This window comes from Streptomyces sp. SM1, from assembly GCF_002910825.1.
In the GTDB taxonomy this organism is placed as follows: domain Bacteria; phylum Actinomycetota; class Actinomycetes; order Streptomycetales; family Streptomycetaceae; genus Streptomyces; species Streptomyces okerensis.
Map to the genome: position 1 here is coordinate 1 of NZ_NEUB01000388.1, position 8,720 is coordinate 8,720.

Genomic DNA, 8,720 nt, shown 5'->3' on the forward strand with positions numbered 1-8,720 from the left:
GCGACACGAGGTACGTACCGACGGCACCCACGGGGACCGCGATGCCGTAGCCGGCGAGTACGCCCGCGAGCAGGGCGGCCTTCATGAGCGCGGCGGCGTCGGTCCTTCCCGGGGGCCGGACCGCTGCTGTCGGCCCGCGTCGGACGCGGTGGCGGACAGCGGCAGCGGACGTGAACGGGTAGTCATGGCGGGATCCTGGCGGCCGCCCTCCGGGGCGGGCAATCGGGTTTCCGCCGCCGACTAGGGTTTACGGGTGACCGACAAGCCCTTCCTCTACGTCGTGGTCTGCGCCGCCGGTGTCGCCGCGGACGTCAGCAGGCTGATCAGCCGCGCACAGGAACGGAACTGGGAGGTCGGTGTCGTCGCGACCCCGGTCGCCATGAACGGGTTCTTCGACACCGCCGCCGTCGGGGCGCAGACCGGCCGCCCGATCAGGTCGGCCTGGCGTGCCCCGGGCGAGCCGAACCCCTTCCCCGCCCCCGACGCCGTGGTGGTCGCGCCGGCCACCTTCAACACCGTCAACAAGTGGGCGGCCGGTATCGCGGACACCCTCGCCCTGGGCACCCTGTGCGAGGCCGTCGGCCTCGGGGTGCCGATCGCCGTGCTCCCGTGCGTCGCCGACGCGCTGGCCGCCCATCCCGCCTACCGGGACAGCCTCGTCCGGCTGCGCGACATGGGCGTGCGCTTCGGTGATCCGTACGCGGGCGGGCCGGAACCGGACGGGGGGCGGCCGGAGTTCGGCTGGGACGGGGCACTGGACCTGCTGGCAGGACGCGTGCCGGGACAAGGCCGCCCAGGTCCGGTCCCAGGAGACACCGGAACCCGGTGACCGCTCACTGGTAGCCGTACTGCATGCCGACACCGACTCCGTGCCCGGAGAAGGCCCGCGCCGGCGATGCCGAGCACCGGCGGCACGAGCAGCTCGGCCGGCCGCGCCACCTCGTCGGGCCCGGGCGCGTCCCAGGGAGCGGCGGCGAGCTCGTCGGCGTTTCCACCGAGCCGCGCGGGGTGAGGCGTTCGCCACCGGCGGCCCACTCGTCATCGGGTCCACTGCCCGCGGAACGGGCACCGGGTCGGCGCGAGCGCCGGTGACGCCGTGTGACGGGCAGGAGACGGGGCCGGCCCCGGGCGGCGGGACACCCTGCGTATCACTCACCCCGGTCCGCCGCGCGCACCTCGCCCGATGCCGGCCCGCTGGTCAGTGGCCGCGGGGCGCGTACATGATCACGGCCATGCCCGCGAGGCACACCAGGGCGCCGACGACGTCGTAGCGGTCGGGGCGGTAACCGTCGGCGACCATGCCCCAGGCGATCGACCCGGCCACGAAGATCCCGCCGTACGCGGCGAGGATGCGTCCGAAGTTGTCGTCGGACTGGAAGGTGGCCACCACCCCGTACAGGCCCAGCGCGACGACGCCGGCGCCGATCCAGATCCAGCCCCGGTGCTCCCGGACGCCCTGCCAGACCAGCCAGGCGCCGCCGATCTCGAAGAGGGCGGCGACGGCGAACAGGGCGACGGAACGAGCGACGGTCATACCGGCCGACCCTACCGGCGGCTCGCGCTCGTGATCTTCGGCGGGTTCCCGGCTCCCCGGCGGCCCATCCGCGCTCACCAGCGGCCCATGGCCCGCAGGAGCAGGAGCGGTGACGCCGGGCGCGGGCCACCGGGTCCCGGGCGGTGGGGACGGCCGATGCCACGGCCACGGCGGCCGCGGCCGGCCCGGCGTCAGATGTCCTCGTCCGCCAGGGACAGTTCCGACCAGATGGTCTTGCCGTCGGCCGTGTGTCTGGTGCCCCAGCGCTGGGTGAGCTGGGCGACCAGCAGCAGTCCCCGGCCGCCCTCGTCCCAGGTCCTGGCCCGGCGCAGATGCGGAGCCGTGTGGCTGGTGTCGGACACCTCGCAGATCAGCGTCGACGCGTCGTGGATCAGCCGGAGCCGGATGGGCGGGGCGCCGTAGCGGATGGCGTTGGTGACCAGCTCGCTCACCACCAGCTCCGCGGTGAACGACGCCTCGGTCAGCGCCCAGGCGGCCAGCTGGTCGACGGCCTGCTTGCGGATGGGGGCGACCAGCGCCGGATCGGCGGGAATGTCCCAGGTGGCCACCTGCGCGGACGGCAGACCGTGAGTACGGGTCAGCAGCAGCGCCACGTCGGCACTGGCGCCGCCCGGCGAGAGGACGGACTGCAGTACCCGGTCGCAGGTCTCGTCGAGCGGGCCGGACGCGTCGGACAGCGCCTCGCGCAGCAGCACGTACCCGGCCTCGGTGTCCCGTTCGCGGGACTCGACCAGCCCGTCGGTGTAGAACGCCAGCACCGCCTCCTCCGGCAGTTCCAGCTCCGCCGACTCGAAGGGCAGCCCGCCCACGCCCAGCGGTGGGCCCGAGGGCAGGTCGAGGTGCCGGGCCGCGCCGCCCGGCGGGATCAGCACCGGCGCGGGGTGCCCCGCCCGGGCCAGGGTGCAGCGGCGCGACACCGGGTCGTACACGGCGTACAGGCAGGTCGCGCCGACCTCGCTGTGACCGGGGTCGCCGCCCGACTCCTGCGACAGATGGTGGACCAGGTCGTCGAGGTGGGTGAGCAGTTCGTCGGGGGCCAGATCGATGTCGGCGAGCGTGCGTACCGCGGTGCGCAGCCGGCCCATGGTCGCGGATGCCTGGATGCCGTGGCCCACCACGTCCCCGATGACCATGGCCACCCGCATCCCGGACAGCGGGATCACGTCGAACCAGTCGCCCCCCACCCCGGTGCGGGCGGCCGGCAGATAGCGGGTGGCGGCCTCCACGGCGGCCGTGCGCGGCAGGGTGCGGGGGAGCAGGCTGCGCTGGAGGGCCAGAGTGGTCTCACGCTCGCGGGAGTAGCGGCGGGCGTTGTCGATGCAGACGGCGGCGCGCGCCGTGACCTCCTCGGCGAGCAGGACGTCGTCGTAGGTGAACGCCTCGGGCCTGCTGAAGCGGGTGAAGGCGGCGACGCCGAGCGTGATGCCGCGCGCCTGGAGGGGGACGGACAGTAGGGAGTGCACACCGTGCTCGCGGATCTGCCGGGCCCGTACCCCGTCCATGGCGAGCCAGGGGTCGAGGTCGCCGGAGGCCACGGAGGCCATGATGCTGTGTCCCGCGATCAGCGAGTCGGCATGGGGCGCGGTGGCCGGGTAGACGACCACCTCTCCCACGTCGGCGATGGACTCCGGGCTGCCCGGCGTGAGGGACCGGTGGGCGACCCGGCGCAGCGAGACCGGCGCGGTCAGCGGACCGGCGGGCTCACCGCCGGTCTCGTCGGGTTCCAGCAGGTCCACGCTGACCAGGTCGGCCAGCGCGGGCACGCAGACCTCTGCCAGCTCCTGCGCCGTACGGGTGACGTCCAGGGTGGTGCCGATGCGCATACTGGCCTCGTTGACCAGTTGCAGCCGCTCCCGCGCCCGGTTCTGCTCGGTGAGGTCGTGGGCGGTCACGCACACGCCCCGGACCCTGCGGGCCCGGTCGGTGAGCGGCGCGAGCCGGGCCAGCCAGGCGTGCGCGCGGCTCTCGCCGGTGGCCTTCATGTACGTCTGCATCTCGTACGGCCGGCCGGTGCTCAGCACCTGGTGGAGGTGCCGCTCGAGTTCGCTGTGCTGCGGCCGGCCGCCGACGTCGGTGGGCCGCAGCCCGCGCAGCTGGTCGGCCGGCAGTTCGAGGAGGTGCGCCATGGCGTCGTTGACCCCGCGCAGCCGCAGCGCCTCGTCGAAGACCATCGTGGCGCAGGGCGACTGGAACACGGCCGCCCTGACCAGCGGATCGTCGGGCAGGTCGTGTGCCGAGGTGTCCAATGGGGTGACGGCGAGCCAGTCGCCGGGGCGGCCGCCCTCCGGCTGCCGGTGATGGGCGAGCACCCACACGGTGACGATGCCGCCGTCGCGGCGCCGCAGGGTGAGGGTGCCGCTCCAGCGGTTCGCCGGGAGCCGGGGCGGGCCACCGCGGGCCAGCAGGTCGGCGGCCGGGCGCCCGACCACCTCCTCGGCGGTGTGCCCCAGCAGCAGGCGCGCGCCCTCGCTCCACCGCGTGAGCGTGCCGTCGGGGGCGATGACGGCCCGGGCCGTCACGGCATCGTCGAACGGGTCGTCCGGCCTCATCGTCGCCACTCCATTGCGCACACTCACCGTGATCCGGTGTACCGCCAGAGTTCCAGACTAGTGGGTCCGAGCGCCCCGCGAACGCGAACCCGCCCCCGGGGCCGACCGTCACCAGTCCTGTCCCAACCGTTGACGGACCGTCACACCTGCCACAACCATGGTCCGCATACGGAGATGGGAGCGCTCCCATAAGTCCCGCACCTCCCACAGAGGAGCCCAGACGTGAACAGACGCAGAACCGCCCTGCTGTCCCTGACCGGCCTGCTGGCGACCGCCCTCACCACGCTGCCCGCCGCACCGGCCGGGGCCGACGAGGTCGAGCAGGTGCGCAACGGAACCTTCGACGACGGCACCGACTCCTGGTGGGCCTCCGCCAACGTCACCGCCGGCCCGTCGGAGGGCCGTCTGTGCGCCGACGTCCCCGGCGGCACCGCCAACCGCTGGGACGCGGCCGTCGGCCAGAACGACATCACCCTGGTGCAGGGGGAGTCGTACCGCTTCTCCTTCAGCGCGGACGGCACACCCGCCGGGCACGCCGTGCGGGCGATCGTCGGCCTGCAGGTGGAGCCCTACGACACCTACTACGAGGTGTCACCGCAGCTCAGCGTCTCCGGGGACACCTACTCGTACACCTTCACCTCACCCGTCGACACCAGCACGGGACAGGTCGGCTTCCAGCTCGGCGGCAGCGCGGACCCCTGGCGGTTCTGCGTGGACGACGTGTCCCTGCTCGGCGGGGTCGCCCCCGAACCGTACGAGCCCGACACCGGCCCCCGCGTCCGGGTCAACCAGGTCGCCTACCTGCCCTCCGGGCCCAAGAACGCCACCCTGGTCACCGACGCCACCGAGCGGCTGCCCTGGAAACTGAAGGACGACGACGGCCGGGTGGTCCGCAAGGGCTGGACCGTGCCCCGGGGCGTGGACGGCTCCTCCGGGCAGAACGTCCACTCCCTCGACTTCGGGTCCTACCGGGGCCGCGGGACCGGCTACACCCTGGCCGTGGACGGCGAGGCCAGCCGTCCCTTCGACATCGGCGCGAGCGCGTACGAGCGGCTGCGGCTGGACTCGGCGAAGTACTACTACACCCAGCGCAGCGGCACGGCGATCCGCGACGACCTGCGCCCCGGTTACGGCCGCCCGGCCGGCCACGTGGACGTGGCCCCCAACCGGGGTGACGGCGCGGTGCCCTGTCAGCCGGGCGTGTGCGACTACACCCTCGACGTCACCGGCGGCTGGTACGACGCCGGCGACCACGGCAAGTACGTCGTCAACGGCGGCATCAGCACCTGGGAGGTGCTCAGCACCTACGAACGCGCCCGGCACACCCGCACCGGTGAGGCGGACAAGCTCGGCGACGGCACGCTGAACATCCCGGAGAGCGGCAACAAGGTTCCGGACATCCTCGACGAGGCCCGCTGGGAACTGGAGTTCCTGCTGAAGATGCAGGTCCCCGGGGGTGAGCCGCTGGCCGGCATGGCCCACCACAAGATCCACGACGAGCAGTGGACCGGGCTGCCGCTGCTGCCCAGCGACGACCCGCAGAAGCGGGAACTGCACCCGCCGACCACCGCCGCCACCCTCAACCTCGCGGCCACGGCCGCCCAGGCGGCACGGCTGTACCGCTCCTACGACAAGGAGTTCGCGGCCACGACACTGGCGGCCGCGCGCGAGGCCTGGACGGCGGCCCTCGCCCATCCGGACCTGCTCGCCGACCCGGACGACGGAATCGGCGGCGGCGCCTACCCCGACGACACCGTCTCCGACGAGTTCTACTGGGCGGCCGCGGAGCTGTACATCACCACGGGGGAGCGGCAGTTCAGGGAGTACGTGCTGAACTCCCCGGTGCACACCGCCGACATCTTCGGCCCGACCGGCTTCGACTGGGCGCGCACCGCCGCGGCCGGCCGGCTCGACCTCGCGACCGTGCCGAACCGGCTGCCCGGCAAGGACAGGGTCCGCCGCTCCGTGATCCAGGGCGCCGACCGCTACCTGGCCACGCTGAAGGCCCACCCGTACGGCATGCCCTACGCACCGGCCGGCAACGTCTACGACTGGGGCTCCAGTCACCAGGTGCTCAACAACGCGGTCGTGCTCGCCACCGCCTACGACCTCACCGGCGCCGCGAAGTACCGCGACGGCGCGCTGCAGAGCATGGACTACATCCTGGGCCGCAACGCCCTGAACATGTCCTACGTCACCGGCTACGGCGAGGTCCACGCACAGAACCAGCACAGCCGCTGGTACGCCCGTCAGCTCGACGCCGCCTCGCCCAACCCGCCGGCCGGCACGCTCTCCGGCGGACCGAACTCCAGCATCCAGGACCCCTTCGCCCAGTCGAAACTCCAGGGCTGCGTCGGTCAGTTCTGCTTCATCGACGACATCCAGTCCTGGTCGACCAACGAGCACACGATCAACTGGAACGCGGCACTGACCCGGATGGCCTCCTTCGTGGCCGATCAGGGCTGAGAACCGGTTCCTGCGGGCCGGCGACCGCGCGGTCGCCGGCCCGCAGGAGGCCGCCGACCTGATCCGCCACTCCCTGGGCCGCCGTCCTGCGGTACCCCGTTATGTATGACCTGACCTGCGGGTATTTACGATTGAGTACCTGAGCGGTACCGTGATGGCATGCCAGCTCTCAACGTGGAGTTCAGCGACCGCGAGCTCGAGGACCTGCGGCAGATCGCCAAGGAACGCGGTACGTCCATGAAGGCGCTCGTGCGGGAGGCGGCCGCGGCGGACATAGCCCGTCATCGCGCCCTGCAGGAGGGCGCGGAGGCCTTCCGGCGGTTCTTCGCCTCCCACAAGGACGAGTTCGCCGCGGCCTTCCCGGACGACGAACCTCCCGCCAAGGGTGAGGGACGGGCCGCCTGACCGATGGCACCCGTGCTGCACATCGACGTGCCCTGGCTGCTCCAGAGGCATGAGGAGGTCCTTCCGGACCAGCCCGTCGTCAACGACTTCTCCGCCCTGGTCGCGGCCGTCGCCCGGCACCGTGTGGACCCGCCCCGGCTGGGCGTGGACTCCGACGCGGCCTGGCGGGCGGCCGCCCTGCTGCACACCCTGGCCGTGCTCCGGCCGCTGCCGTCGGCCAACGCCCGCTTCGCCTGCTCCACCGCCGTGGCGTACATGTTCGTCAGCGGTGTCGGCATCGACCCGCCCTACGGAGCCCTGGTCGACCTCGCCCGTGACCTGATCTCCGGCGACGCCGACGTCTACGCCGCGGCCGACCGGCTGCGCTCCTGGCAGATCTGAGACCGAGCCCCACGGCACACAGCACACGGGACGCCGGACCCTTGCCCGGACCCTTGCCCGGACCCTCGTCCCAGCCTCCGTCCGGGCTGCCTCAGGCATCGCGGGGCCGCAGGCCGACGGCAGGGAGGACCGGGCCGGCGGCCGTGCGCGGGGGGAGGGCCGCCGGCCCTGTGCCGGCCTCCGAGAAGGGGCGTGACCGGGTCACTGCGCTCCGGCGCGCGCCGGGAGCGTGCGCGGAGGTCCCGGCGGAGCGCGGTCTTCCCGCGGGGGGGCGGAACGCCCCCGGCCGGCGCGCGGATGAGCGCCGGCCGTCACTTCTGTCGCCCCGGATGTGAACCACGGGAAAACCCCAGGTCAAAAGCCGGGGCGAGAAACGGCGGACCGCTTTGGCTTCTGACTTTCTGTCAATGGGCGGATGTTGCCCGACCGCCTTGTTGGCCGCGTGCCGGTTGTGCGAGAGTGAGCCACCCGCGAGGGGGTAAAGGCCGGGGACGCACGCGAGTTGAAGAACCGGATCCGATTCGCCGCCGGTGAATTCGCGCCCCCCGCGCCACGCCAAAGAGGTATCCACCGATCGGACTCCCTTTTTCGGCGTCGGAACGCTCGAATGTCACATGCGCTGTGGGAAGGAACCATCTCAGTGCACACCCCCCACCCCCCTCGACCTCCCTATCCGCCGCCGGGCGGGGACCCCGGGGAATCCGACGAGGCCCTCGCCGCGCGGTCGCGGGGCCGCCCGGCGGGTGAGGCCGCTCACTCCGTCGCACTGCTGACGGCCCGGCACTGGCGGCCGATGCAGGACTACGCGGCGGTCTGCCTCGCCTCGTCGGGACAGACGGCCGCCATGGTCACCGCGGCCGCCCTGCATCGCGTCCTCGACCGCGTGGCCGTCGGCGAATCAGCCGTCGCGCTGCGGCCGGTTCTGCTGGTCGGAGTGCGGGACACGGTCCGGGAGTGGGCGGCGGACGACCGAATAGCCGGGGTTCTGCCGGAGCTGCAGAAACCGGCCGGCGGACGTGGCATGCGCGCGGCGACGACCATGACGCCGGAAAACCGCTCACTCGCTCAACGGGCATTCCGGTCCCTGCCCGCACTCGCGCGCTGTTTGCTCTGGCATGCCGAGGTCGAGGCCGAGCCGATTTCCGTACCCGCCGGTCTGCTGGGCATGGATCCGGACATCGCGTCGGGCGCACTCGAACAGGCACGGGACAAATTCCGTCAGGGTCTTGTCCTTGCCCATCAGGAACTGGCACCGACGAAGGACTGCGGGTTCTACAACCGCCTCCTCGATGTCCCCATCCGCCGGGGCGGGGCGCTGCTGCCGGACGTCCGGCAGCACCTGGTGGAGTGCCGCTACTGCCGGA

6 protein-coding genes and 1 pseudogene are annotated in these 8,720 nt (G+C 72.8%); 5 read left to right on the top strand and 2 right to left on the bottom strand.

The features are described from left to right. The first annotated feature begins 253 nt into the window (after nt 1-253). Nucleotides 254-829, top strand: a complete 576-nt coding sequence (locus tag B9S61_RS09935) for a flavoprotein (protein ID WP_103541938.1) — start codon at nt 254-256, stop codon at nt 827-829. 369 nt (nt 830-1,198) lie between these two features. Here B9S61_RS09935 and B9S61_RS09940 read toward each other — a convergent pair whose 3' ends face one another. Next, entirely contained in the window at nt 1,199-1,534 is a 336-nt protein-coding gene (locus tag B9S61_RS09940) for a YnfA family protein (protein WP_103541939.1), read from the bottom strand. A gap of 191 nt (nt 1,535-1,725) precedes the next feature. Beyond that, entirely contained in the window at nt 1,726-4,104 is a 2,379-nt protein-coding gene (locus tag B9S61_RS09945) for a SpoIIE family protein phosphatase (protein WP_103541940.1), read from the bottom strand. A 222-nt stretch (nt 4,105-4,326) separates the two neighbouring features. Between B9S61_RS09945 and B9S61_RS09950 the strand changes: the two genes are divergently transcribed. The 4 genes and pseudogenes from B9S61_RS09950 to B9S61_RS09965 all read left to right on the top strand — a co-directional run. After that, nucleotides 4,327-6,570: a glycoside hydrolase family 9 protein gene (locus B9S61_RS09950; RefSeq protein WP_103541941.1), complete on the top strand. Its 2,244-nt coding sequence runs from the start codon at nt 4,327-4,329 to the stop codon at nt 6,568-6,570. Nucleotides 6,571-6,729: 159 nt separating this feature from the next. Next, nucleotides 6,730-6,975 (top strand): hypothetical protein, encoded by a 246-nt coding sequence (locus tag B9S61_RS09955; RefSeq protein WP_103541942.1) that lies wholly within the window; start codon nt 6,730-6,732, stop codon nt 6,973-6,975. 3 nt (nt 6,976-6,978) lie between these two features. Then, entirely contained in the window at nt 6,979-7,356 is a 378-nt protein-coding gene (locus B9S61_RS09960; RefSeq protein WP_103541943.1) for a toxin Doc, read from the top strand. A 640-nt stretch (nt 7,357-7,996) separates the two neighbouring features. Beyond that, a pseudogene (locus B9S61_RS09965) lies at nt 7,997-8,720 on the top strand (hydrolase); the annotation flags it as partial.

Excerpts from the sequence above, each read along its gene's own strand:
- B9S61_RS09945 (WP_103541940.1), bottom strand. The coding sequence starts at position 4,104 with ATGAGGCCGGACGACCCGTTCGACGATGCCGTGACGGCCCGGGCCGTC.
- B9S61_RS09960 (WP_103541943.1), top strand. The coding sequence starts at position 6,979 with ATGGCACCCGTGCTGCACATCGACGTGCCCTGGCTGCTCCAGAGGCAT.
- B9S61_RS09940 (WP_103541939.1), bottom strand. The coding sequence starts at position 1,534 with ATGACCGTCGCTCGTTCCGTCGCCCTGTTCGCCGTCGCCGCCCTCTTC.
- B9S61_RS09955 (WP_103541942.1), top strand. The coding sequence starts at position 6,730 with ATGCCAGCTCTCAACGTGGAGTTCAGCGACCGCGAGCTCGAGGACCTG.